Here is a 23,710-nt window from a genome sequence, read left to right as displayed (position 1 = left end):
TTGAGTGGGAACGACTCAGGTATGCTGAGCGTTGAAAAAGCGACGGTGCACGCCATCCGACCATCTGGGATCCGCCATGAACGCTGAACGCCTCACCGCCCGGTCGCAGGAGGCACTCTCCGCAGCGATCAGTCGAGCCACCGCCGACGGGTCACCCCTCGTCGACCCCCTCCACCTGCTCAACGCCCTGCTCGAAGCGTCCGACGGGGTCGGCGCGGCACTGCTGGCGTCCGCGGGCACCTCGGTCGACACGGTGCGCTCCCGAGCCGAGGCCGCGGTGACGCGGCTGCCCCGCGCGACGGGCCTGAGCGTGNCCCCGCCGCAGCTGTCCCGCCAGCTCATCGCGGTGCTGAACAACGCCGAGCGGCAGGCCGGTCAGCTGGGTGACGAATACACTTCGGTCGAGCATCTGGTCGTGGCACTCGCCGAGGAGGGGGGCGAGGNCGGGCGGATCCTCACCTCCGCCGGCGCCACGCCCGACGCGCTGCGCGGCGCCTTCGAGAAGGTGCGCGGCGGCGCCCGGCGGGTGACCAGCCGGGACCCGGAGGGCTCCTACCGCGCGTTGGAGAAGTACTCCATCGACCTCACCGAGCGTGCGCAGCAGGGCAAGCTGGACCCGGTGATCGGCCGCGACGCCGAGATCCGCCGCGTCATCCAGGTGCTGTCGCGGCGGACGAAGAACAACCCGGTCCTCATCGGCGAGCCCGGGGTCGGCAAGACGGCCATCGTCGAAGGGCTCGCGCTGCGGGTCGTCGCGGGTGACGTGCCCGAGTCGCTGCGCGGCCGGCGCATCGTCTCGCTCGACCTCGGTTCGATGGTTGNCGGCTCCAAGCTGCGCGGCGAGTTCGAGGAGCGGCTGACCTCTGTCCTCAACGAGATCCGCGAGGCCGAGGGTCAGATCATCACCTTCATCGACGAGCTGCACACCGTCGTCGGCGCCGGTGCGGCGGAAGGAGCGATGGACGCCGGCAACATGCTCAAGCCGATGCTCGCCCGCGGCGAGCTGCGCATGATCGGCGCCACCACCCTGGAGGAGTACCGCACCCGGATCGAGAAGGACCCGGCGCTGGAGCGTCGCTTCCAGCCGGTCCTCGTCGGCGAGCCGACGGTCGAGGACACCATCGGCATCCTGCGCGGGCTCAAGGAACGCTACGAGGTGCACCACGGCGTGCGCATCACCGACACCGCGCTGGTCGCCGCGGCCACCCTGTCCGACCGCTACGTCACCGCGCGCTTCCTGCCGGACAAGGCGATCGACCTGGTCGACGAGGCCGCGTCCCGGCTCCGCATGGAGATCGACAGCCGGCCGGTGGCGATCGACGAACTCGAACGCGCCGTGCGCCGCCTGGAGATCGAGGACATGGCGCTGTCCAAGGAGAACGACGAGGCCTCCCGCGAGCGGCGGGGGCGCCTGCAGCGCGAGCTCGCCGACCGGCGTGAGGAGCTGTCGAGCCTGACGGCCCGCTGGCACCGGGAGAAGGATTCGATCTCCGAGGTTCAGAAGATCAAGGAGGAGCTGGAGAACGCGCGGCGCGCCGTGGAGCTCGCCGAGCGCGACCTCGACCTCGCCAAGGCCGGGGAGCTGCGGTACGGCACCATCCCGACGTTGGAGAAGCGGCTGTCGGCGGCAACCGACGCGCTGGCCGGCGCGGACTCCCCCGGTGGGGCGATGCTCAACGAGGAGGTCGGCCCGGACGACGTCGCCGAGGTCGTCGCCGCCTGGACCGGGATCCCGGCCGGTCGCCTCCTCGAAGGCGAGACGGCGAAGCTGCTGCGTATGGAGTCCGCGCTGCACGCGCGGGTCATCGGCCAGGACGACGCGGTGCGGGCCGTCTCCGACGCGGTCCGCCGGGCCAGGGCCGGGATCGCCGACCCGGACCGGCCGACCGGCTCCTTCCTCTTCCTCGGGCCCACCGGGGTCGGGAAGACCGAGCTCGCGAAGGCGCTCGCCGATTTCCTCTTCGACGACGAGCGGGCGATCGTGCGCATCGACATGAGCGAGTATGCCGAGAAGCACTCGGTGGCCCGTCTGATCGGCGCCCCACCCGGGTACGTCGGGTTCGAGTCCGGCGGTCAGCTCACCGAGGCGATCCGCCGCCGGCCATACAGTGTCATCCTGTTGGACGAGGTCGAGAAGGCCCATCCGGACGTCTTTGACGTCCTGCTGCAGGTTCTCGACGACGGGCGGCTCACCGACGGCCAGGGCCGCACGGTGGACTTCCGCAACACGATCCTCATCCTGACCTCGAACCTCGGGTCGCAGTTCATCGCGGACCCCACGCTCAGCCCGCAGGTGCGCCGCGAGTCGGTGATGGTCGCCGTGCGCGACGCCTTCAAGCCGGAGTTCCTCAACCGCCTCGACGACGTCCTCGTCTTCGACCAGCTGGGCCGGGACGAGCTGACCCGCATCGTCGATCTCCAGCTCGATCGGCTGCGGGCCCGGCTGCTCGACCGGAGGATCACCCTCAACGTCACCGACGCCGCCAAGGGATGGCTCTCCGACGTCGGCTACGACCCGGTGTTCGGGGCCCGTCCGCTGCGGCGGCTGGTCCAGACGGCGATCGGCGACCAGCTCGCCAAGGAACTGCTCGGCGGGCAGATCCGGGACGGCGACGAGGTGCTCGTCAACACCGCGCCGGACCGCTCGGGTCTGACGGTCAAGGCCGCCACCGTCAAGTCCCTCTGACGGGCCTCCCGGCGAATCGCCGCAGACCGGGCGAGGACCATCGTGGGGACGGCACGCCGTCGGTTCCTCGACCGATTCGGGCCGGACGTAGCGGATGTGCGACTTATCGTTGCGGAATGCACGACGCTCTTCTGCCGGATCCCGCGCAGTGGCGGGNCCTGCCACCGGGCCTACGGCGGCTTCGACGGGCGCTCCTGATCGTGGGAGCCGTCCCGGTGGTGGCGCTCACCCTGCTGATCACGGCGGCGTTCGGCGGCTGGCCCTGGATACTGATCACGGTGGCGCCAATCCTCGTGACGGGCTGGCTCTGGCGCTCGATCGGCCTCCGCTGGCAGGCCTGGCGCTATGCCGAGCGGGAGGACGATCTCCTGATCAGCCGCGGGGTGCTGACGCGTCGCCTGATCGTGGTGCCGTATGGCCGGATGCAGCTCGTCGACGTCACCGCCGGACCACTGGCGCGCCGCTTCGGCATCGCCAAGGTGCAGCTGCACACCGCGGCCGCGGACAGCGATGCCATCNTCCCCGGCCTGGCCCCGGACGAGGCCGCGCGGCTGCGTGACGCGCTCACCGAACGCGGTGAAGCCCGGTCGGCCGGGCTGTGACGATCGAGCGGGGGTCCACCACCGGCGAAGCGCCGGCTCGGGCGACACGCCCCGGCCAGGACGGGTTTCACCGGCTGCATCCGCTCACCCCGTTCCTGCGCGGCTGGGTAATCGTCGTGGCGTTCATGGCGACGGTCGGCAGAAACCTCGCCGACGACGTCACCCCCCGCATCATCGGGCTCACCCTGATCTTCCTGATTCCCGCCGCCGGCACCTACGGATACTGCGCCTGGCGATTCACCCGCTACCGGGTCGAACGCGACAATCTTCGGCTCGATNCCGGGCTNTTGGTCCGACGGACCCGCCATGTCCGGCTGGATCGGTTACAGTCGGTGGACATCGCTCAACCACTTCTCGCCCGGGTCACGGGGCTCGCCATCCTCCGGATCGATCTCGCCGGTAGGGAACGCTCCGAACTGGACACCGACTCCGGGTCCGACCTGCGGTACCTGTCGGTGGGTCACGCCCAGCGGCTGCGGGNCGAGCTGCTGGCCACCGCCGCGGGACTCGCGCCGGACGTGGGCGAGGCACCGCAGCGCCCACTCGCCGAGGTGCCGCCACGGCGGTTGGTGGCCGCGATCGCGCTGTCCCCCGCGCCGTGGGTGGCGTTGTTCGGCGTGGCCGCGATCGCCACGCCCGCCCTGCTGACCGGTACCCTCACCGGCGCCCTCGGCGCCGTTCCGATGCTCGGCAGCCTCTGGCACACGACGTTTCGCCGGTTCGCGGCCGGCTACCCCTACACCGTCTCCGAGTCACCCGACGGGCTGCGCATCAACAGCGGTCTGCTCAACCGCACCCACGCCACGGTCCCGCCGGGACGGGTCCAGGCGATCAGCATCGGCGAACCGGCGCTGTGGCGCTGGTCGGGCTGGGTGACGCTCCGGATGAACGTGGCCGGCGGCGGGCCCTCCGTGCTGCTACCGGTGGCTCGCCGGGCGGATGCGCTGGCCCTGATCGGCCGGCTACTGCCCGGAGTGGATGTCGCGGCGGTGGCGATGACCCGGCCGCCACGCCGGGCCGCCTGGCTCGCCCCGCTCCACTGGCGGCGGCTGTCCTGCGGAGCGGACGACACGGTCTTCGTCGTACGCCGGGGAATCGTCCGGCGGCACACCGATCTCATCCCCCACGGTAAGGTGCAGAGCATCCGGATCGTGCAGAATCCGCTGGCCAGACTGCTACGGTTGGCCGACATGCACCTCGATACCACCGGCGGCCCGGTGACGGTGCGGGCCGGCCTGCGCGACGCCGACGAGGCGGTCTCGCTCGCCGCCGCACAGGCCGAACGATCCCGGATCGGTCGGCGCCACGCCGTACGGACCGCTGGATGAGCCGGGGCGCCGGGTAAACGGAGCCCCCGCCCTCAGCCGAACGTGGGGAACTCCGGCCCGAAGAGGGAACCCCACAGATTCACGGCCTCCTCGTGATCGCCGGCCTGTTCCGCGTCCACCGCCTTCGCCGAGTAGATCCGGGCGAGCCGGACACTCTCGGCCAACGCCTCGATGTCCTCGGCGCGTAGATACGACGACAGGTCCCCGCCGACGTCGGCCGGGTCGGCCACGGTGAGGCCGACATCGTCCAGATGCCGGAAGACCTCGGCGAGCCCCTGCCGGGTGTTGAGCCCGCGGCCGGCGAGGACCTGCCCGGCGAGCGCCTCGATGTGGAAGGAGCGCAGGTGGCTGCCGCGCACCCGGTTCCACGCCTTGAGCAGGCGGACCGCCGAGATCACCCGGGGGCCGAGGTCCGCCGTCCAGCTCGTGTGCCGCTCCGGCCGGGTCGGCAGCCAGCCACCGACCCGATCGGGTATGACGTACCCGGCACGCGGATGATCGAAGGCCGGCACCAGATGGACGTCCGGAGGGGCGTCGTAGACGATGCGCAGCGCCTGGCCGCGGCTACCGATCGTCTGGATTCGATCTCCGCCGATGGCGTTGCGCACGCAGAGCAGCAGGTCGCGGGAGTCCCAGCGGAAACGCTTCCAGGCGCTGTTGGCCGCCGAGAAGACCGCGAAGATGTCCACCTCGTCGAGCGGACGGATCATGGTGNCCCGNCCCGCCGAGCCGATCGTGGCGACCCCGACCAGCGGCAGCGCGCAACGAGGCGGGAAGATCGCGCGCAGCGCCCGCTCCGCCTCGTCGCGGCGAGCCGCGACGACGGCACGGTCCTCGGCACCGAGACGGATCAGGTCGTCGAGTTTCGCGAAGGCACGCGCCGTGGTGCCGACCAGCAGCGGGCCCGTCAACGGACCCGTCAACGGACCGGTTGTCGGGTTGATCGGCGACGTCGAGCCGGCCGCGGCAGGCTCGGCGCGGGGGCCTCCCTCGGAGGGGAACAGAGCGTTGAGCGTCCCCGGCGCCGACTCCTTCGGCCGACGCCAGTCCGGCGGAATGATCAGATGATCGTACGTGACCTCGCTCGGCCGGACTCCGGCCGGTGTTCCCCGAGGGGTATCCACACTCATGGTGCTGACCTCCCAGGCGCAGGTGGCGCCGGACCGCTCGGGCTCCCCTCCCCGGGCACGCGACGGCCCTCCCACGGACCCCCACGGACGCCCCGCCCAGCTTCGGCCCGTCGGCCATTGGTCGCGACATCGCCTTACATGGTGCCCCAGGGCATCACAGTCTGAACAGGGGGCTGTCTGCGCGGCGTGTTCACCACTCTCCTCGTGACGGCGAAAAAATGAGCCGGGAGCTGTCACCCAGCCGACAACACAGCATGGTAACGGTACCGTCACAATGACCTTCCGCCACACCGCGAAAGGCGGCTGGACATGGGTTTTGCCCGTTCGGGCCGGATGACGGCCGAATCCGGACGGTACCGGAACGGTCGGCGGTGACTCGCGACGTCAGGCCCAGGCGAAGCCCGACGCCCGATAACGTTGCGTGACAAACCTCAATGGTCAACTTGGCGGCGGACGCAGCCAGATCCGCCACCAATCGGCGACCAACACACTCGTTGGCACGAACGAGGTCGCCTGCGCGAGACGCTTCCCCACGCTGTCCCCGCGCCGGATCCGCGTCTCCACCAGAGCGCCGCGGTATTCGAACCATCCCGCGACCGCGCGGATCGCCTCGGTGGCGTAGCCGCTGCGCCGGCAGCCGAGCGCGATCGACACCCCGACCACCNCCNGCCGGCCGTGGGTCTCCGCCGCGAGCAGGCCCACCGCCGCCGATCCTGGCTGGCGACCCGGCTGGCGACCCGGCTGGCGACGCAGCACCCAGGTCAGGACCATGTGGCCGGCGCTCGCCCGACGGCGTAGTTCGCGCCGCAGCGCCCCCGCCGGATCGTCGGGATCGGGCGCCCCCGCGGCAGGATCGGTCCCGACGATTCCGCCGAAGGGGCCGGATCCGTCACCGGAGGCGCCACGCGTGCCTGATCGCGGGGGGATGACCGTGAACGCCAGCGAGGGCGCGAGCTCCTCGGCGACGTATCCCGCGTTCCAAATGGTGAGCGGGAGTGCGAGTAGTCGGGAGGTGGTGAGTGTAGGGCCCTCACCCACGACGGGACGGCTCCCGGACCCCGAGCAGACCCCGTTCCCGGAGCCAGGACTCGGTGCGGTTCATGCCCTCGGGCAGCCGCACGACCGGCGACCATCCCGTCCGGGCCCGGATCTTCTCGATGGAGAGGCCCGCGTCGCGGGTCAGGGCGCGCACGGTGAGCGGACCGAGGTCCACCCGGGCGCGGGGATCGACTCCGGCCACCAGACGGGCACCTACNCCGCGGATCAGGCCCGGTCCCCGCCGCGACGTCGCCGAGTTCACCGGAACGGCCGGGGCCGCCGGGGCCGCCGAGCCCGCTGGCCGCACCGAGGTCGTCGAGACCGCCGGGACCGGGTGGGTGGGGAGGGGTGGCGTCTCGGCCGCGGAATCGTCCACACCTCGCCTTCGGTAACCCTCCGCGAACGAACAGAAACGATCAATCGCGTCGACCGCTCCGAAGACCCTGGCCGGTACGGAGCGGGGCGCCGCGATCGCGAGCATCTGACAGTAAAAGGTGAAGAAGTCGGCGGCAGACNCCGNCNCCCCCCCGGTCACGTGCAGCNCCNCNCCGGCGACCGCCGACCGGTCCGCACCGGCGACGGTGGTCACCGCCGTGACCACGTCGTCGACATGCACGGGGCTGAGCACACCCCAGCCGCCGTCGACGAGGACGAACCGCCCGGCCCGCATCAGCAGCACCGGCCAGAGGGTCCAGCGACCGGCCCGGGGACCGTAGGCATCCCCGATCCGTAGGACGGTCGCGCCGAGTCCGTGCGCAGCGGCCGACCCGACCGCCTGTTCCGCGGCGGCCATGGCGTCGGCGCGGACGTCGCCGGTCAGTCCGATCGGCGTGGTCTCGTCCAATGATCGGCCGACGGCTCGCGCGGGCCTGCGGTCCCCGGTCCCGCCGGGGACCGGGCCACTCGTCCGGGCAAGCACGTCCACGCAGGAGAGATGGACGAAGCGGTCGACCCCGGCCCGACCCGCGGCGTCGAGCAACGCCGCCGTGGCGCCGAGGGTCACCCGCCGGATCTCGGCGTCGGACACCCGTACCGGCGCTCCGGCTCGGCCGGGACGCACCGGGGTCAGTTCCGCGACGCCACCGGTCCCGATGGCGGCGGCATGGATCACCAGCTCCGTGCCGTAAAAGGCCTTCTCCCACTCACCGGGACGGCTGACGTCGGCCTGCATGACACCCGGCGCGCGCCGGATGTCGATGGCGACAACGTCGTCACCGCGCCGCCGCAGCGCGTGGGCCAGCGCTCCGCCGAGGAAGCCGGCCGCGCCGGTGACCACCGCCCGAACCAAGGTCGCTCCTCCTGCCAGGATCNCCCTCGCCGACGGCGCTGCCGCGCGGCCCGCCGGCCCGTCCACCGGCTGGGTCCGCGGGTTTTACCACGCTCGCTGCCGTGCTCGCTGCCGTGCTCGCTGCCGTGCTCGCTGCCGTCGGCGACGACCCGACCCTACGGGATCGACTACTGATCAGGACCGGGACATCCCCGCGAGTCGGGAGGATCGAGGTCGGGTGCACCTCCCGGGATGCCACGGGCCGGTCGCGCCCGGCAGGTGGGCCGGCCCTCACGGCGTCCCGAAGNCCTGGGTCCAGTAGGTGCCGTACCTGCCGCCCGTCGCGTAGCCCACGCCGATCCGGGTCAGCGAGCAGGTGAGGATGTTCGATCGGTGCTCCGGGCTGTTCATCCATCCGCGCATCACCTCGGCCACGGTGCGCTGACCGGCGGCGATGTTCTCGGCGGCGATGGAGAAGGAGAAGCCGGCGGCGGCGATCCGGTCGAAGGGCGAGCGACCGTCCGGGCTGCCGTGGCCGAAATAGCCGACCGTGGCCATGTCGACGCTGTGTGCCTGGGCCGCGGCGGCCAACCGCAAGTCGACGATCAACGGAGGACAACCGGCCGCCCGGCGCTCGAAGTTGGTCGAGGTCGCGACCTGACCGACCAGGCTCATCCAGGAGGCCGGCAGGTACGGCGGGTGGGGGGATGCGACGGCCGGGGCCGACGCGGACGGAGCAGTCACCGGCGCGGCCAGGGCCAGAGCCGCCGCCCGCGCGGCGGCCAGCTGATCCGGACCGGCCAGGCGAGCGGTGGGCGGAGGCTCGGCCCCGGGTCCGGTCGGCGCACCCCGATCCGCGATCCGACCCGCGATCGACGTGGGGGGGACCCCGGCCGCCACCCCGACCACGCCCCGATCCGGCTGCGTGCCGGCGCGGCCGGCCAGGCGGTCACCGTCACGCGGTGCCGAATGACCACCCGCGAGCAGCACGACCGTCAGAACCGCGGTCAAGGCCCCTGCCGCGCTGCAGAGGACGGGGCCGGCGCGACGCCGTCCCGCATGGTGCCGCCCGTGCTGTCGAAGCATCGAATCCTTCGGTGGTCGGACCCCCGACCGCGTACCTGGATCGATCAAGGTTAGCCGGCCATAGCCAGAAATTGCCATAGGAAAGGGAATTGATCGTCCAATGTGATCTGGTCGTAACGTCGTGGAGACTACCGGTCCACGGATCTCCCGGCATGATCCGGCGCCGCGGGGCACTGACGGACAACATCCCTGCGCTCCTCGCCCGCCCCCTCGGCGCTCCTCGCCCGACGCGGACTACCGCGGCCCCTGGTCGGGGAGCCGGCCCGATCGCCGGCGCAGCAGCTCGCCGGCGATCCCGGCGATGACGGAGATGACGATCACTACGAGCGCGATCCACACCGCCGCGTCCCGCAGCCCAGGAATGGCGGCCGCCGTATAGCCCAGAAGGATCAATCCGGTCCCCCAGACGAGCGCCCCGAGCACGACCGCGATCAGAAAGCGGGACCATGACATCGCCACGGTCCCGGCGAGTACCGGCGCGAACGTCCTCGCCCACGGCACGAAGCGGGCCGCGACCAGGGTGATCGGCCCGAACCGCCGGTAGAATTCCTCCGTACGGGCCAGCACCGTGGCGTGCCTGCGTTCCAGGTACGGCCGGCCGAGACGATGCCCGGTGTAGTAGCCCGCCGCCGCCCCGACGGTGGCTGCCGCCGCGACCCCGATCGAGAGGACCGCGACGGACACGTTCGACGCCGCGTCCGCCGCCATCAGCCCGGCCGCGAAGAGAATGGTGTCACCCGGAAGCCAGAACCCGATCAGGATCCCGCTCTCGACGAAGATGACCGCGAAGAGGACGACGTACAGCGTCATCCCGGACAGGCTGCCGACGTCCACTCGACCAGTGTGCCGGCCCCTGGTCGGCNCCCGCCGACCAAGTCGGCGGGGACCACATCGCGCGGATCCGCACCGCGCCGGCGACGTCAGCCGCATCCGACCCCGGGACGGGGCAAGGCGTCATACCCTTCGCCCATCAGGAGTCCACGGCGGGCTTCGGCCCGATCCGGCTGCCCTGCACCGCGGGTGCATGGCTGATCGGCGCCCCTACAGGTTCGTAAGGAGCCCCACCGATGCCCATCGCCACGCCAGACGTATATGCCGAGATGCTCGACCGGGCGAAGGCCCAGTCCTTCGCCTACCCCGCGATCAACGTGACCTCGTCGCAGTCCCTGAACGCCGCGCTGCGGGGCTTCACCGAAGCCGGCAGTGACGGCATCGTGCAGGTGTCCACCGGCGGTGCCGAGTACCTGTCCGGCTCGACGGNGAAGAANATGGTCCTCGGCGCGGAGGCACTGGCCGAGTTCGCCCACCACGTCGCGAAGGCGTATCCGGTCAACATCGCCCTGCACACCGACCACTGCCCGGCCGACAAGCTTGACACCTACATCCGCCCCTTGATCGCGATCTCGAAGAATCGGGTGGCCCAGGGACGCGAGCCGCTCTTCCAGTCGCACATGTGGGACGGCTCGGCGGTCCCCCTCGAGGAGAACCTCAAGATCGCCGAAGAACTACTCGCGGACGCCGCCGCCGCGAAGATCGTTCTCGAGGTCGAGATCGGGGTCGTCGGCGGCGAGGAGGACGGCGTCGTCGGCGCGATCGACGAGAAGCTCTACACGACGCCGGAGGACATGTGGCGGACGGCCGAGGTGCTCGGCACCGGCGCGAAGGGGCGCTACCTGCTCGCCGCCACCTTCGGCAACGTGCACGGTGTGTACAAGCCCGGAAACGTCAAGCTACGCCCGACGATTCTGCACGAAGGACAGGAGTACGTCGCCAGGAAGCTCGGGCTGCCAGCCGGCGCGAAGCCGTTCAACCTCGTCNTTCACGGCGGTAGCGGGNCGGCTCTCACCGAAATCCGCGAGACCCTCGACTACGGGGNGGTCAAGATGAACGTGGACACGGACACCCAGTACGCATTCACCCGCCCCATCGTGGACCACGTGTTCAAAAACTATGACGGCGTTCTCAAGGTGGACGGTGAGGTCGGCGTGAAGAAGGCGTACGACCCGCGTACCTACGGAAAGCTCGCGGAGAGCAGCATGGCGGCCCGCGTCGCCCAGGCGTGTGAGGACCTCCGTTCCGCCGGCACCAGCCTCGGGCGGGCATAGTCGGGCCCAGGAGCGCACGCCGGCTGGCGGGATCGGTTCGTCGGATACCGGCCGCTTGTCCGCCGGCCGGCGGACAAGCGGACAGATAGCCGCCGGCCGCGAACGGGCAACCGAGCAACCGCCGCCGCTCGTCCGAGGACATTCTCCGGACCCCTCGGTCCGACCCTCTCCATCATTTCCGGCGGACGGAACGNCCGGCACGCGGCGGACANCCGNCCCGCCCCGGTCCGATGCACGACCCGCCGATTTCCCGTACTATGCCGGCCCGCGCGGTCCCCCGGTCGCTCCGACGGCTGGGGGACCACTGTTTAGCGGGCGCGGCATCCCGCTCCTCGCGTAACGCCGCCCCCGCCGGCAACCAGCAGGTTTCGGCCAAATGAGCGGACACGCACCGGACCTTCGGTAACCGTTCACCTACCGCCCCACCCCCAGGGAACCCCTTCGCCCACTGTGGTGATCCGACGGGCGCTTTTCACAGTCGGTGTCCGATTGAATCCGCCGTGTGCAAAAATCACAACGCCGCAAGTTACCGCCCGATTTCCGTTGTTTTTCTCACAAAAACAGGCTTCAATGGACGAAGCGTAGTATCAGGCCGATCACTCGCGTCGATCTCGTAGCAGGGCCGTCACGCCTTTGTCGACATGTCACGCATCTGGCCTGATGTGGGACTCTCCGCTCATCGTCGACCATCGGCAAACAGGGTGATCGGCCGAGCACAAATGCCTCCGCACGCCGTACCGCCAGGTTGATGAGCGGGCGCGCACGCGCGATACCAGGCCGCCAGTTCCTACTCAAGCAGGCGCGCCGAGTGTGCTCTTTTTCACGCACCCTATTCAATGCTTGGCGACTCGCCGGGCGGCGTGGTTATGGTTTTCGCCGTGCCCGGCAACAACGTCGGGCATTCGTCGGGCGGCACGCCGAATCCTGCCCCTGGCCGACGATTTCTCGAACCGGGCGGCAGGAACGGGGGACCCATCTCCGAGTATCGAAAGGATTCGATGCTCTCGGGGTGAAGCCATGTGCGACGACCACCCGGAAAGGTATTTCCGGTGCGGCTTCCGTCTCCAGGGATCCCTGGCACGGCCGGGCAGTTCCCAGCCCGAATCCGACAGCTCACCTCGCAGGCGTGGGGAAGGACCACAAGACATGTCCGACGCACGTATCAGTGGCCGACAATGCCGCGCCGGTACCCGCAGCCGGGCCCGGGCCCTCGTGGTCGCACCAGTACTCGCGGCGGCGGTGGGCGGCACCTTCGCGCTCAGCCAGCCGGCCGATGCGGCCACCACCTGGACGGGCCTGCGGCAGTGCGAGTCCGGCGGTGACTACACGACCAACACCGGCAACGCGTACTACGGCGCTTACCAGTTCTCCGCCAGCACTTGGCACAGCCTCGGCTACGGCGGTCTGCCGCACCAGGCTTCCCCGGCCGTCCAGGACGAGGCCGCGCTCAAGCTCGCCCGACGGTCCGGCTTCGGCCAGTGGCCGGCCTGTGGCCGCGGGATGGGCGCCGACCAGCTCGCGGGCGGCTCGTCGAGCTCCTCGGGCCAGGCCTCGCGCACGACGGAACGCCGCGAGCTGACGGTCAGCCCCATCTCCATGAGCACCCCCGTATTCACCCGTAACCTGACGACCGCACTGGCCAGGCAGGTACGTGACGACGTGCGGGCCTGGCAGGCCCGCGTCAACCATCTGGGCTATCCGATCACGATCGACGGCCGCTACGGACCACGCTCCGCCGCAGTCGCCCGCGCCCTGCAGGCCGCCAAGGGACTCGCCGTCGACGGCATCGTCGGCCCGGCGACCTGGCGGGCCACCTTCCGCTGATCCTCCCCATCAGCCCCATCAGCTCCATCAGCTGATCCATTCGCTCCGCCCCCGTGGCGGAGGGACGACCGCCGCGGGAACCGGACATCCCACCCCGGCGACACCGGTCAGGGGATCTCACCTCGACGACGGGCTGGCCCGACCTGTCTCCGGACGATCTCCGGTTGACGGCCCGTACGGGCCGGCCCGTACAACCCACCACCAGCATCACCAGGACCGCACCCTGACCGGCCTCCGGCAGGGCCGATCTTCGGCAGAGCCGATCTTCGGCAAGGCCGACGAGGAACAGCAGGACCAGCGAGCCACCTGCGGAACCTGTATGGAAGTGGCACGATTCGCGCGATCCTCACTGGTTACTCCGGACCACCCCGGTTTGCGCTCCATGAGCGGTTCTCGCTAGAGTGCCGCTCACTCGCCTCGTCGGCGAGGCCGCCCGGACGGACGCCGAGTCCTGCCCCCGTACGAGCGGCCGGAACGAACATCGACCGCAGCGGGCAGGAGTGGGGGACCCACATTTCGGGCGCCGCAAGCGGCGTCCTTGGGGTAAAGCCGGTGCGTCCCGGCCCATGGTGGAGAGCGNTTCCCACCCGGGGTCGGATCCTCCGGCCGGGCCATCCCAGCCCGCACCCGACAGCTCACCCCGCAGGCGACGGGATTGGACTGACATGCCCTCTGGGCGTCGTGGCGGCAGACATCGAGCACCGCAGGCCCCATCGCCCGCCGGTCGCATCCTGCGCACCACCGGCGCGGTCACGGCCATCGTCGGCAGCGGCCTCGCGGTCACCGCGGCTCCGGCGGGCGCGGCCACCTCCGACGACTTCGCCAAGCTCCGCCAATGCGAGTCCGGCGGCAACTACGCGGTCAACACCGGCAACGGCTTCTCCGGTGCCTACCAGTTCGACGACCAGACCTGGCNCGGGCTCGGGTACTCCGGCCGCCCGTACCAGGCATCGCCCGCCACGCAGGACGAGGCGGCCGCGAAGCTCTACAACCAGCGGGGCTGGCAGCCATGGCCGTCCTGCTCGGTCAAGATGGGCCTGANCAACAACGGCCCGGCCAGTGTCCCGGGCGGCTCCGGTGACGTCATCCAGCAGGCCATCACCCCGGTGGAACCCCCCATGACGCTGGACCGGGCCCGCCGGGAGATGGGGGACGGCTCGTTCAGGGGCACGGTCCTCGACGCGTCCCTCAGCGACGACGTTCGCCCGGACGCCTTCGTCTGGCAGGACAGGATGCGTCAGAAGGGCTTCGTACTCACCGTCGACGGCAAGTTCGGACCGCAGTCGCAGGGCATCGCCGCGCTGTACTCGTACCTCACCCGGGTGAGCGACGGTCAACCCGGGGTCGTCGGCCAGAATCTGTGGAACGTCAGCGTCAGGGCCTGACCGACCGGTCACCGTGCGCGCAGGGCAAGCGCGTCCGGGGTGACCTCCATGACGTGTGCGGCCGGTCGTCGGGCAGGATGCACTCATGACGACGCCGTCCACCTCGGGAAAGCCCAACCTGCTCTCCGGTCCGCCGCCGACGCTCCTGCCCTCCGACGCGGCCGCGACCGATGCGCTGGTCGCCGGTGATCCGCCGGATGCCGTCGCCGCCCGGCTGCCCGCGTTCAGCGTGCCTTGGGCCGCGCTCGCCGAGCTCGCGCTCACCGGCGGACGACCCGTCGAGGCCTATGCCTACGCCCGCACGGGCTATCACCGCGGCCTCGACGCCCTGCGCCGCTCGGGCTGGAAGGGCAACGGGCCGATCCCCTGGTCACACGAACCCAACCGCGGGTTCCTGCGTTCGCTCGCCGCTCTCGGTCGGGCGGCCGCGGCCATCGGGGAGGCCGAGGAGGCCACCCGCTGCCGGACGTTCCTGGCCGACAGCGATTCCGTCGCTGCCAGTGAGCTCGGCTTCACCTGACAGTGAGTTCATCAGGCCGCGTCGGTGGTGGAGACCAGCGAGGATGCCGCAGCCGGCCCCACGACCCCGCCATCCCTAGTAACCTCGCCCGGTGCCTGCTCTTGTCCTCATCGGTGCCCAGTGGGGCGACGAGGGAAAAGGAAAGGCGACCGACCTCCTGGGCGGCGCCGTCGATTACGTCGTCCGGTACCAGGGTGGCAACAACGCCGGCCACACCGTGGTCATCGGGGCGGAGAGTTACGCGCTCCACCTGATTCCCAGTGGCATGCTGCGGGCCGACTGCGTTCCCGTGATCGGCAACGGGGTCGTCATCGACCCGGGCGTGCTGCTGGCCGAGATGGACGGGCTCACCGCCCGCGGCATCGACGTCTCCCGGCTCCTGATCAGCGCGAACGCCCATCTGATCATGCCCCATCACCGGGCGCTGGACCGGGTCATCGAGCGTTACCTGGGCAAGGCGCGGATCGGTACCACCGGTCGCGGCATCGGTCCCACCTACGGCGACAAGGTTGCCCGTACGGGCATCAGAGTGCAGGATCTCCTCGACCCGGGCATCTTCCACAAGAAGCTCGAACTGGTGCTACGGGAGAAGAACCAGGTCCTGGCCAAGGTCTACAACCGGCGCCGGATCGAGCTCGACGAGGTGGTCGAGGAGTACGCCGACTACGCGAAACGCCTGCAACCCCACATCGCCGACACCGGTCTGATCCTCGACCGGGCGCTGCGCGCGGGCAAGGTCGTGCTGCTCGAAGGCTCCCAGGGCACCCTCCTCGACGTCGACCACGGCACCTACCCGTTCGTCACGTCATCGAACCCGACCGCCGGCTACGCGGCCACCGGCGCCGGCATCGGCCCGACGAGGATCAGTCGGGTGATCGGCATCATCAAGGCCTACACGACCCGGGTCGGCGCCGGCCCCTTCCCCACCGAACTGGACGACAAGGTCGGAGAGGAGCTGCGCCGCATCGGCGGGGNGNTNGGCGTGNCGACCGGCCGGGCGCGGCGCACCGGCTGGTTCGACGCCGTAATCGCCCGCTACGCGGTGCGGGTCAACGGCCTGACCGACCTTTTCCTCACCAAACTGGACGTCCTGTCGGGCTTCGACCGGGTGCCCATCTGCGTCGGCTACGACCTCGGCGGCGAACGGGTTGACGAGATGCCCATGACCCAGACCGAGTTCCACCACGCCAAGCCGATCTACACCGACCTGCCCGGCTGGCACGAGGACATCTCCGACGTCCGGTCGTTCGCCGACCTGCCCGGCGCCGCGAAGGACTACATCAGGGCGTTGGAGGAGTTCTCCGGCGCCCCGGTGTCGGCGGTCGGCGTCGGTCCCNGGCGGGNCCAGACGCTCGTCATCAATGACCTGGTCTGAAACGACTGGTCCGGAACGGACCTGATCTGATCCCGCCCGGCGCGGGCCGAGATCCGGTCGGTTCCGGTTGCACCCGGAAGCATTACCGTCGACGCTTGGGCGGTCACGCAAAGCAATGACGTCCGGGGGTGGTGGCGGTGGCCGTTGTCAGGTCCCGGCCGTCGGATGACGATCCTTCCATCCCCGGGCGGACACCGCTGTCGCTGCCGGAACCGGCCGAAGCCCCGCAACCGGCCCGTTGGCCACCAGCCGTGAGACGCGGTTACCTGCACCCGACCGACTCCGACGCCTGGCCGGTCGGGTTCTCCCCCACCGGCGAGGCTCTGCCGCAGACCCTGACCGACGTGCTGCTGCGGGGCAGCCACGCCATCCGGAGCTCGAAGCGGGCCGAGGCACAGCGGCTCGAACGCGCCGCGGCCGTCGCCAGTCACGTCGACGCCCAGATCCGTGACTTCCTGGACTTCTGCGCGGCCGAACACCTGGTACCACCGGTCACGGTGCGGGCGACCCGCACCGCGCCGCACCGCGCGCCGGCGCGGTACCGTGCCGGGCGGCCGCTGCCCGCGCTGGACCTGAGCGAGGGCGGGGCGACACGGGCGACACGGGCGGTCACGGACCCGGCGGCCCGGGCCGACCCGGCGGATCGGGCGGACCGGGCGGATCGGGCGGACCGGGCGGACCGGGCGGACGCGGGTGAGGCGGCCGTTGACCCCGGTCGCCGCCGGCGTTGGCCGGGACGGCGGGAACGGCTGCAGGCGTGGCCGCTGCTGTACTGGCGCTGCGAGAACTTCCCGGCTGCGGGGCGGTCGCTGCACCTGTTCGTCGAACCGGGTGGGCGCGCCTTCGAAGGCCGCGACGATCCCGCCCCGCTGACCGTGCTCGGCCGGGAGGTCCGGGTCTGGCCGGTCGACGCCGCCGCCATCGTCGCGGGCATGGCCGAGGTGGACGCACGCCGCTGCGCGCTGCACCTGGTGCACGGCATGGCCCACCTGCTCTGGCGGTCGGGTGTCGGGCTGTAGTCGCTCAGCGCGGATCGTCCCAGGTGATCGGCCGGGAGTCACCGGCACCGACCGGGCACGACGCGCACGATGATCAGCACACCCGCTACTGTGGAACCGTGACCCGACCGAACTGCGACGACGCGATGCCCCAGACGGGGTTCGCCGGTTCGCGATGGCACCCGCGCCCGGTCCGGATCTCCGTCCCGGCGCCGCGCGCCAGGGACAACCGGTGACGGCCGCCACCGACCCTCGCGTCCCCCGCGCACGGCCGTGGCGGCGACGCGGCCCGCTCCGCCGGCATTACCGGGAATTCGCCGCCGCGCACCGGGCCGCTGCTTGCGTCGCGAGGTGAACTGATGAAGATTCTTGTTGTCGGCTCCGGCGGCCGTGAACACGCGCTGTGCCGGGCGCTCGCCCGCGATCCCCGGGTCGGCTCGCTGGTCTGCGCGCCCGGAAACGCCGGAACCGCCGAGCTCGCCGAGCCCCGCCCGCTCGACGTCGCTGACCCGGACGCCGTCGCCGACCTTGCTGAGGCGGTCGGCGCGGACCTCACCGTCATCGGTCCGGAGATGCCGTTGGTAACCGGGGCCGCCGACGAGATACGCGCCCGCGGTCTCGCGGTCTTCGGCCCGAGCGCGGCCGCGGCCCGGCTGGAGGGCAGCAAGGCGTTCGCCAAGGAGGTCATGCGCGCCGCCGGGGTGCCCACGGCGGCCTCTCGCGACCACACCGAGATCGAGCCCGCCCTGGCCGACCTGGACGTCTTCGGGCCACCGTACGTGGTGAAGTACGACGGGCTCGCCGCCGGCAAGGGCGTCACGGTGACCGAGGATCGCGACGCGGCCGTCGCCGCGGTCCGCGCGAGCCTGCGCGGACCGGACGACCGGGTTGTCCTCGAGGAGTACCTCGACGGGCCCGAGGTCTCCCTGTTCGCCGTGGTGACCGAGTCCGGCGCGGTCCTCCCGATGCTGCCGGCACAGGATCACAAACGGGTCGGCGACGGCGACACCGGCCCGAACACCGGGGGGATGGGCGCGTACACCCCGCTGCCCTGGGCCTCGCATGGCCTGCCGGCGAAGATCGTCACCACGGTGATCCGGCCGACGGTGGCCGAGATGGCCCGGCGCGGCACCCCGTTCACCGGTCTGCTCTACGCCGGGCTCGCGCTGACCACCCGCGGGCCGCGGGTGGTGGAGTTCAACGTGCGCTTCGGTGACCCCGAGGTGCAGGCCATCCTCGCCCTGCTCACGACGCCGTTGACGGACGTGCTCTCCGGCCGGCGGGCACCGGTGTGGCGCTCCGGCGCGGCGATCAGCGTCGTCGTCGCCGCGCACGGCTATCCGGCGGCCCCCAGGCTCGGCGACCCGATCCGCGGGCTCGCCGCCGCCGGCGCGCTGGCCGGCGTCGACATCCTGCACGCCGGTACCCGCAGGGAGCCGGATGGTCGGGTCGTCTCGGCCGGCGGCCGTGTGCTGTCCGTCACGGCCATCGGCTCCAACCTGGAGTCCGCGCGAGGATCGGCCTACGAGGCCGTCAGCCGCATCTCGCTGCCCGGCGCCCATTACCGCACCGACATCGGAGATCCGTCCCGGATGCGCCACGCGGCCGACGTCCGTCGAACGGACGTCGCGTCCGGCGAGGATCCCGCAGGACATAGAAAGAAGGAGTAGACCGTGTCGCAGAGCACCCCCGGGCCGGATCATCCCCAGGTGGCGATCGTCTTCGGATCACCGTCGGACACCCAGACCATGAGCAAGGCCGGCGCCACTCTGGAACGCTTCGGTGTGCCCTACGAGCAGGTGTCGCTGTCGGCGCACCGCGCGCCGCGCACCCTCGCCGACTACGTGGGTCAGCTACGGGCCCGCGACATCTCGGTGGTNATCGCCGGGGCAGGCCTGGCCGCCGCGCTGCCCGGCACCATTGCGGCCCTCACCACGCTGCCGGTAATCGGCGTGCCGATCTCCGGCGGGGCGCTGGACGGCATGGACTCGCTGCTCGCCATCGCGCAGATGCCGCCGGGCGTCCCGGTCGCGACCGTGGGTCTGAACAACTCGACGAACGCGGCGATCCTGGCGATCCAGATCCTGGCGCTGGCCGATCCCGATCTGGGGCTGAAGCTGGCCGCGTTCAAGGACGAGTTCGAGCAGGCCGCGGCGGACGGGCTGAGCGCGGCGGCCGCGGCCGGCAGCCAGCCATGATCGGCCGGTACACCCTGGCGGAGATGGGCCGGGTGTGGTCGGAGGCGCACAAGTACGAGCTGTGGTGTCGCGTCGAGGTGCTGGTCATGGAGGCGCACGCCGCCGCGGGCCGCATCCCCGCCGATTCCATCGAGCCGGTCCGGGCCGCCCCCGCTCCGACGCCCGAAGCCGTCGCCGAGGTGGAGGCCGTCACCCAGCATGACGTCATCGCCTTCCTGACCGCCTGGGCCGACCGCACCGAACCCCGGTCCGCCGCCGCCTACGTGCACTTCGGCATGACCTCCTCCGACCTGCTCGACACGGCGCTCGCGCTGCAGCTGGTCGAGTCGACCGACCTGCTGCTCGCCCGGGCGGACATTCTCGTCGCCGCGCTGCGCGACCTCGGCCTGGCCCACCGGAACACCCTGCGGGTCGGCCGGACGCACGGCATCCACGGCGAGCCGACGGTGTTCGGGCACCGCGTCGCGGACCTGGCGTTCGGGCTCGCCCGCTGCCGCGACCGGCTGCGCGCGGCCCGCGCGGACGTGGCCGTCGCCAAGATCTCCGGCGCGGTCGGGACGTACTCCAACATCGACCCCGACGTCGAGGCCTACGTGGCCGACAAGCTGGGCCTCACCGCGGCCCCGGTGGCCACCCAGGTCGTGCTGCGCGACGGCATCGCCTCCTGGGTCGCGGCGCTGGCCGGGCTCGCGACCGTCTGCGAGGCGGTCGCCCTGGAGGTCCGGCACGGCCAGCGCACGGAGGTCCGGGAGCTGTCCGAGCCGTTCGGCTCCGGGCAGAAGGGCTCCTCCGCGATGCCCCACAAGAAGAACCCGATCATGTCGGAGCGCATCGCCGGGCTCGCCCGGATCGTCCGGGCGCAGTACGTCCCGGTGCTGGAGGGCGTGCCGCTGTGGCACGAGCGCGACATCTCCCACTCCTCCACCGAGCGCATCGCGCTGCCGGATGCCGCCACCGGCGTCGACTACCTGCTGCACCTGACGACCCGGCTGGTCACCGGGCTGGTCGTGGACACCGCACGGATGCGGGCGAACCTCGATGCCACGGGCGGGCTGGTCTACACCTCGGCGGTGCTGCTCGAACTCGTCGAGACGGGGCTGTCCCGCGAGGACGCCTACGCTGTCACCCAGGCGGCGGCGATGGAGACCTGGCAGACCGGCGTGCCGTTTTGGGAAACGCTGCGCAAGCACGCCGGCGACCGCGGCCTGCCCCTGGACGAGGCCAGGCTCAACGAGGTGAGCCGGCCCGAGCGCTACACCGAGCGCCTCGGCTCGGTCTTCGACGCCCTGGCGGCCCTCACCTGACCCGCACCCCCGCACCTGACCCGCCGCGCAGCCGCGCAGGCATGGCGCGGTGCCCCGGCCGGCAGGTGCTGTTGTTCTCCCTGGGTACGGTCTGTCTATGCCGCTGACACATGAGGAATTCGCCGGACTCACCCACCTGGGTTCGGGCAAGGTCCGGGAGCTGTTCGCGGTCGGGGACGACGCCGTGCTGCTGGTCGCCAGCGACCGCATCTCGGCGTTCGACGTGGTCCTACCGACCGAGATTCCCGACAAGGGAGCCGTTCTCACCGGGCTTTCGCTGTGGTGGTTCGACCAGCTCGCCGACCTGGTCCCGTCCCACGTCGTCAGTTCGAACGTCGACGAGTACCCGGCCGAGCTCACTCCGTACACGGAGCAGCTGCGTGGCCGGTCGATGCTGTGCCGACGCCTGAACATGGTGCAGATCGAGTGCGTCGCCCGTGGTTATCTGACCGGCAGCGGGCTGAAGGACTACCAGCGCACCGGCGCGGTCAGCGGGCATCCCCTACCCACCGGGCTGGTGGACGGCAGCAAGCTGCCGGCACCGATCTACACGCCGTCCACGAAGGCGCCGATCGGTGAGCACGACGAGAACATCAGCCGGGCCGACGCGGCCGGCCGGATCGGCACCGAGCTTGCCGCCGAGCTCGAGCGGCTGACCCTGCAGATCTTCGGCCGGGCCAGTGTCCTCGCAGCCGAGCGCGGCATCCTGCTCGCTGACACCAAGTTCGAGTTCGGTCATGACACCCAGGGCACGCTGCGGCTCGCCGACGAGGTCCTGACCCCTGACTCGTCCCGGTTCTGGCCGGAGGACACCTGGCGGCCCGGGGCCTCCCAGCCGTCCTTCGACAAGCAGTACATCCGTGACTATCTGACGAGTACCGGCTGGGACAGGACCGCGCCGGGGCCGGAGCTGCCCGCGGACGTTGTCGAGGCGACCCGGGTCCGTTACGTGGAGGCCTACGAGCGGCTGACCGGCATCTCCTTCAAGGACTACCTGTCCACCGTCTGACCGCGCTCGCACCGCGAACAACACGAGAAGTTATCTTCTGGGTACTATAAGTTCATCTTAGGTTCTCTCCTAGAAGGAGATCGAGATATCGAGAGAGGTGAGCTGCCATGGCCACGAAGACGGACACCCCGCCACGGGCACGGCCACAGCCGCACCGGGAGGACACGGACACCTCTGCCCCTGAGCGGGACCAGCAGCAGCCGGCCGCGCCCACGGGCCCCGAGCGGTCGTCTGGCACACGCACCTTCACGGTCCGGGCACCGCTACTCACGTCGCGGTTCGAGGTTGGACGAGGTACGAGCATGCAGTGGCCGTCACTGGGCAAGAGCGCCTACTACCTGGGACTCGGCGGGCTCGCCGCGGCCTCAATCATCGAATGGCCGGTCGCGGCGGCGATCGCCGCCGGCACCTACGTCGCGCAGCACACCCGCCCAGGAGCCCCCACGCCCTCCTCCCCCGAGGAGGCCGAGGCCCCTGAGCGGGCTGAGCCCACGCACGCCGGGGCCTGAACTCCGGTGGACTCGCCGCCCCCACGAAGTGGCGCATAACGTCATAAAGCAACAAATTGCACCTTCCGGCGTGAGCAGAGGGCTTCGTTCGGGACGATCGCCCGAACGAAGCCCAGCTCACAGGGGAGGGCGGCAACCATTGCAGCCGAGTTACAGTTGCCAACGACGTCCGGTACCCCATCCGAGGACTGGAACGGATCATGACTACTGTTTCCTCCNCCACGCCCGGCCGCCCATCGACGGAATCCCGCGATCAGGCGGCCACCGCCACGGTCCCCTCCGCAAGGAGCATTGCCCCCTCCGCCCGGCCCAGCACGCTCCCCGGCTCGTCCCGTCCCGTCCTGGCCAGAGACCGGGCCGAGCTGCGCGCCGGGCTCGCCGCGCTCGACCGGCAGGCCAACATCGCCCGGCGGGGTGAGGGCGGTCCGCCCGCGCCGGACGACGCGCCCACTCGGGCGGCAGCCGGGCACCCGCGCCCGACCAGGGCCGTCGTCATGACAATGGGAGCGCTGCACGAGGGCCACGCCTCGCTGTTGCGCGCCGCCCGGGCCCAGGCGGACCAGGTGGTTGCCACGATCTACGTTAATCCGCTGCAGTTCGGCGCGGGTGAGGATCTCGACCGGTACCCGCGCACCCTGGCCGCCGATCTCGACGTGTGCGCGGGGGAGGGGGTCGATCTCGTCTTCGTCCCCCGGGCGATCCACGACCCGCCGCCGCTCGTCCGGTTGCAGGCCGGGCCGCTCGGTGAGCTGCTTGAAGGCGCCGCCCGTCCGGGCCATTTCGATGGGATGCTGACCCTGGTGGGGACCATGCTCCACCTGGTCCGTCCGGACCTGGCGTTCTTCGGGCGCAAGGACGCCCAGCAGCTGGTCTGCATCCGCCGGATGGTCGCGGACCTCGCCTTCGACGTCACCGTGATCGGCGTGGAGACCGTGCGCGAGCCCGACGGCCTCGCGATGTCGAGCCGGAACGTCTACCTGACCCCCGACCAGCGGCGCAGCGCGCTCGCGCTGTCCCGAGCGCTCGCCGCCGGGGCACGGGCCCAGGCGGGCGGGCGGGACACCGTGCTCGCGACCGCGCGGGAGGTTCTGGCCGCCGCGGACGGGGTGGACGTGGACTACCTCGCCCTGGCCAGCCCCGACGATCTACGTCCGGTCCGGAGCGGTCCCGCCCTGCTACTCGTCGCCGCCCGGGTGGGCACCACCCGCCTGATCGACAACATCGATCTCGTCCTGCCTCCGGAATCCCCGGCGCCGGCCCCCACCGGAACTCCGGCATCAGCCGGATCCCCCGCCGTCACCCCCCGACCGGACCGTCCCGCCGACCGCGATCACCCGGGAGCCTGA

20 protein-coding genes and 2 riboswitches are annotated in these 23,710 nt (G+C 71.2%); of the genes, 15 read left to right on the top strand and 5 right to left on the bottom strand.

The window, feature by feature from the left end:
* The first annotated feature begins 76 nt into the window (after window positions 1–76).
* The 3 genes from clpB to ALLO2_RS01605 all read left to right on the top strand — a co-directional run bounded on the left by clpB (window position 77) and on the right by ALLO2_RS01605 (window position 4,616).
* On the top strand, window positions 77–2,686 hold the full coding sequence (clpB, locus tag ALLO2_RS01615; RefSeq protein WP_035729155.1) for an ATP-dependent chaperone ClpB: 2,610 nt from the start codon (window positions 77–79) through the stop codon (window positions 2,684–2,686).
* 116 nt (window positions 2,687–2,802) lie between these two features.
* Window positions 2,803–3,288, top strand: coding sequence for a PH domain-containing protein (locus ALLO2_RS01610; protein WP_035729154.1), 486 nt, complete (start codon window positions 2,803–2,805; stop codon window positions 3,286–3,288).
* On the top strand, window positions 3,285–4,616 hold the full coding sequence (locus ALLO2_RS01605; RefSeq protein WP_157493240.1) for a PH domain-containing protein: 1,332 nt from the start codon (window positions 3,285–3,287) through the stop codon (window positions 4,614–4,616). Before ALLO2_RS01610 ends, ALLO2_RS01605 begins: the two co-directional genes overlap by 4 nt.
* A gap of 32 nt (window positions 4,617–4,648) precedes the next feature.
* Here the strand turns inward: ALLO2_RS01605 and ALLO2_RS01600 are convergent, their stop codons facing one another.
* The 5 genes from ALLO2_RS01600 to ALLO2_RS01580 all read right to left on the bottom strand — a co-directional run bounded on the left by ALLO2_RS01600 (window position 4,649) and on the right by ALLO2_RS01580 (window position 9,971).
* Window positions 4,649–5,746 carry a nucleotidyltransferase gene (locus ALLO2_RS01600; protein ID WP_035729153.1) on the bottom strand — a complete coding sequence of 366 codons (1,098 nt, stop codon included), beginning with the start codon at window positions 5,744–5,746 and terminating at the stop codon, window positions 4,649–4,651.
* Between the two features lie 438 nt (window positions 5,747–6,184).
* Window positions 6,185–6,784 (bottom strand): hypothetical protein, encoded by a 600-nt coding sequence (locus ALLO2_RS01595; RefSeq protein ID WP_035729151.1) that lies wholly within the window; start codon window positions 6,782–6,784, stop codon window positions 6,185–6,187.
* A complete protein-coding gene (locus tag ALLO2_RS01590; RefSeq protein WP_035729150.1) occupies window positions 6,777–8,072 on the bottom strand; it encodes an NAD(P)-dependent oxidoreductase in 1,296 nt (431 codons plus the stop codon). The genes ALLO2_RS01595 and ALLO2_RS01590 overlap by 8 nt, the downstream gene beginning before the upstream one ends.
* Before the next feature lie 270 nt (window positions 8,073–8,342).
* Complete coding sequence (locus ALLO2_RS23060; protein ID WP_051874777.1) at window positions 8,343–9,062, bottom strand: CAP domain-containing protein; 720 nt, start codon at window positions 9,060–9,062, stop codon at window positions 8,343–8,345.
* A gap of 309 nt (window positions 9,063–9,371) precedes the next feature.
* Window positions 9,372–9,971 carry a DedA family protein gene (locus ALLO2_RS01580; RefSeq protein WP_023840672.1) on the bottom strand — a complete coding sequence of 200 codons (600 nt, stop codon included), beginning with the start codon at window positions 9,969–9,971 and terminating at the stop codon, window positions 9,372–9,374.
* A gap of 233 nt (window positions 9,972–10,204) precedes the next feature.
* On the opposite strand from ALLO2_RS01580, the gene fbaA reads away from it, so the two are divergent.
* From fbaA to panC, 12 genes are all read left to right on the top strand, one after another.
* Window positions 10,205–11,242 (top strand): class II fructose-bisphosphate aldolase, encoded by a 1,038-nt coding sequence (fbaA, locus tag ALLO2_RS01575; RefSeq protein ID WP_035729149.1) that lies wholly within the window; start codon window positions 10,205–10,207, stop codon window positions 11,240–11,242.
* Between the two features lie 905 nt (window positions 11,243–12,147).
* Window positions 12,148–12,382: riboswitch (cyclic di-AMP (ydaO/yuaA leader) on the top strand.
* A gap of 6 nt (window positions 12,383–12,388) precedes the next feature.
* Window positions 12,389–13,066, top strand: coding sequence for a transglycosylase family protein (locus tag ALLO2_RS01570; RefSeq protein ID WP_011438719.1), 678 nt, complete (start codon window positions 12,389–12,391; stop codon window positions 13,064–13,066).
* A gap of 473 nt (window positions 13,067–13,539) precedes the next feature.
* Window positions 13,540–13,729: riboswitch (cyclic di-AMP (ydaO/yuaA leader) on the top strand.
* Window positions 13,730–13,731: 2 nt separating this feature from the next.
* Window positions 13,732–14,451: a transglycosylase family protein gene (locus ALLO2_RS01565; protein ID WP_035729145.1), complete on the top strand. Its 720-nt coding sequence runs from the start codon at window positions 13,732–13,734 to the stop codon at window positions 14,449–14,451.
* Between the two features lie 85 nt (window positions 14,452–14,536).
* On the top strand, window positions 14,537–14,971 hold the full coding sequence (locus ALLO2_RS01560; protein WP_023840671.1) for a DUF3151 domain-containing protein: 435 nt from the start codon (window positions 14,537–14,539) through the stop codon (window positions 14,969–14,971).
* Window positions 14,972–15,062: 91 nt separating this feature from the next.
* Entirely contained in the window at window positions 15,063–16,346 is a 1,284-nt protein-coding gene (locus ALLO2_RS01555) for an adenylosuccinate synthase (protein ID WP_035729144.1), read from the top strand.
* A 179-nt stretch (window positions 16,347–16,525) separates the two neighbouring features.
* Window positions 16,526–17,365 carry a hypothetical protein gene (locus ALLO2_RS01550; RefSeq protein WP_369808115.1) on the top strand — a complete coding sequence of 280 codons (840 nt, stop codon included), beginning with the start codon at window positions 16,526–16,528 and terminating at the stop codon, window positions 17,363–17,365.
* Between the two features lie 338 nt (window positions 17,366–17,703).
* A complete protein-coding gene (gene purD / locus ALLO2_RS01540) occupies window positions 17,704–19,014 on the top strand; it encodes a phosphoribosylamine--glycine ligase (RefSeq protein WP_011438724.1) in 1,311 nt (436 codons plus the stop codon).
* 3 nt (window positions 19,015–19,017) lie between these two features.
* On the top strand, window positions 19,018–19,542 hold the full coding sequence (purE, locus tag ALLO2_RS01535; protein ID WP_011438725.1) for a 5-(carboxyamino)imidazole ribonucleotide mutase: 525 nt from the start codon (window positions 19,018–19,020) through the stop codon (window positions 19,540–19,542).
* The gene (gene purB / locus ALLO2_RS01530; RefSeq protein ID WP_011438726.1) at window positions 19,539–20,846 is read left to right on the top strand and encodes an adenylosuccinate lyase; all 1,308 of its coding nucleotides are present in this window, start codon (window positions 19,539–19,541) and stop codon (window positions 20,844–20,846) included. The genes purE and purB overlap by 4 nt, the downstream gene beginning before the upstream one ends.
* Before the next feature lie 97 nt (window positions 20,847–20,943).
* Window positions 20,944–21,855 (top strand): phosphoribosylaminoimidazolesuccinocarboxamide synthase, encoded by a 912-nt coding sequence (locus ALLO2_RS01525; protein ID WP_011438727.1) that lies wholly within the window; start codon window positions 20,944–20,946, stop codon window positions 21,853–21,855.
* A gap of 107 nt (window positions 21,856–21,962) precedes the next feature.
* Complete coding sequence (locus ALLO2_RS01520; RefSeq protein WP_023840669.1) at window positions 21,963–22,364, top strand: hypothetical protein; 402 nt, start codon at window positions 21,963–21,965, stop codon at window positions 22,362–22,364.
* A 200-nt stretch (window positions 22,365–22,564) separates the two neighbouring features.
* A complete protein-coding gene (gene panC, locus ALLO2_RS01515; protein ID WP_035729141.1) occupies window positions 22,565–23,710 on the top strand; it encodes a pantoate--beta-alanine ligase in 1,146 nt (381 codons plus the stop codon).

Origin of the sequence: Frankia sp. Allo2 (genome assembly GCF_000733325.1) — a bacterium.
GTDB classification, from domain to species: Bacteria; Actinomycetota; Actinomycetes; order Frankiales; family Frankiaceae; genus Frankia; species Frankia casuarinae.
The sequence above is the reverse complement of the archived record's forward strand: the minus strand, read 5'-3'. Positions and strand labels throughout refer to the sequence as shown.